The sequence below is a fragment of the Bradyrhizobium sp. P2_E8 genome (assembly GCF_056403875.1).
Genome location: NZ_JBFUES010001329.1, coordinates 1 through 1664, shown reverse-complemented (window position 1 = coordinate 1664; position 1664 = coordinate 1). Strand labels below are relative to the sequence as shown.

The window sequence follows — 1664 nt, the reverse complement described above, 5'->3', positions numbered from 1 at the left end:
CCTATCAGGACCGCGATCTCTGGATCTGCCCGGAATGCGCCCATGAATGGAGCGCTGCGGCCGGCGCCGCTCCGGAAGTGCCGCAGGAGATGGGCGTGCGCGATGCCCATGGCAATGTGCTGACTGATGGCGACAGCGTCATCGTGATGAAGGACCTCAAGGTCAAGGGCTCCTCATCGGTCGTCAAGGGCGGCACCAAGGTCCGCAACATCCGCCTCCAGGACGCCACCGACGGCCACAACATCGCCTGCAAGATCGACGGCATCGGCGCGATGAATTTGAAGTCGGAGTTTGTGAAGAAGGCCTAGCGCTACGCGCCCATCAACGCGTCATATCCCGTCGCGCTGAACGCCAGCAGACAAAACCCGTGTCCGAACGGATCGGCCAGCATCGCGATCCGCCCATACGGCGCATCGCGCGCGGGCGCTTCGAGCACGGCGCCGGCGCGCAGCGCGCGCTCGACGGCGGCATCGACATCGTCGACGACGACGTCGACATGCAGCGGCGTCCAGTGCCGTTCGTAGCGGCGGCGGTCGCTGCCTGCACCCAACGTGCCGGCCTGCTTGGTCAGCAGATAAACCGGCGCCGGCCAGCCCAGGAGCTCGACGAAATCGCTGCCGAAGCGGCGGCCGACCGTCAGACCGAACGCGGCGGTGTAGAAGGTCGTGGCGGCGGCGACGTCGGGGACGTCGATGTTGAGGAGGAAGGTCATGGCGGGCTCGTCAAGTTGCGGGGTGCCCGGGAGCGTAGCCCGGATGGAGCGTCGCGCAATCCGGGATAGTGCCGCACATCCCGCCCCGGATTTCGCTYGCACTCCATCCAGGCGACGCAGATGCGTTCACCGCTGCCTTTGCGCCAGATAAAACCCGCACAGCACCGTCACGAGGCCCGCCGTCTGCAACATCGTCGGCGGCTCGCCGAGCAGCAGCCAGCCGGTGAGCAGCGTCAGTGCCGGCACGCAAGCGGGGAAGACAGCGGCGCGCGCGACGCCGAGGCGCTGGACGGAAACGGCAAAGAGATAGAGCGCGGCGGGACCTGCGAGCACGCCCTGCGCCAGCGCCTGGATCGCATTCTCGCTCACGCCGATCGCAGCGACGCGGGCGGGCCCGCCGGTCAGGAGATAGACCGGCAGCAACAGCAGCGACAGCACGTTGATGACGAGCGCGGCCGAGACGGCGGAGACGCGCCAGTGACGCAGCAGCGCGCCAAAACCTGCGAACATCAATCCGGTCAGCACGAAGATCAGATCGCCCTGCACGCCGTCGGCGCCGATATGGCCGATCGATTCGGCGCCGATCACGCCGAGGCCGCCAACGATGACGATGGCACCGGCAAGGCGCGAGGCGGAGATCTTCTCTTTGAGGAACATTGCGGCGAGCAGCAGGCCGCCGAGCGTCGCGGAGGACGGCTGGATCACGCTGCCATGACCGAGCGGCACGAACAGGAAGCCGGTGTAGGAGATCAGCGACATCACGGGGCCGCCAAGCACCATCAGCGCAAGGCCCCTGCCCCAGCCGATACCGCAGAGATCGGAGATGCCGGCGCGCGCTACCAGCGGCAGGAACACGATGCCCGACCAGACGTAGCGATGCACCAGCAGATCGACCGGCGTGAAGCCGACCTTCAGCCCGTGCCGCGTGCCGGCAAAGCCGAGCGCCCAGAAC

3 protein-coding genes are annotated in these 1664 nt (G+C 67.4%); 1 reads left to right on the top strand and 2 read right to left on the bottom strand.

Annotation, left to right across the window (positions count from 1 at the left end; all coding sequences use genetic code 11):
• Positions 1-308 (top strand): zinc ribbon domain-containing protein YjdM (locus tag AC1D00_RS40130; protein WP_477014507.1); only part of this gene is annotated, 308 nt, incomplete at its 5' end.
• A gap of 2 nt (positions 309-310) precedes the next feature.
• Here the strand turns inward: AC1D00_RS40130 and AC1D00_RS40125 are convergent.
• Both AC1D00_RS40125 and AC1D00_RS40120 read right to left on the bottom strand, forming a co-directional pair.
• On the bottom strand, positions 311-712 hold the full coding sequence (locus tag AC1D00_RS40125; RefSeq protein ID WP_477014506.1) for a VOC family protein: 402 nt from the start codon (positions 710-712) through the stop codon (positions 311-313).
• Between the two features lie 126 nt (positions 713-838).
• A partial coding sequence (locus AC1D00_RS40120) for a DMT family transporter (protein WP_477014505.1) occupies positions 839-1664 on the bottom strand: 826 nt, incomplete at its 5' end.

Coding starts and splice junctions, on each gene's coding strand:
- AC1D00_RS40125 (WP_477014506.1), bottom strand. CDS start 712: ATGACCTTCCTCCTCAACATCGACGTCCCCGACGTCGCCGCCGCCACG.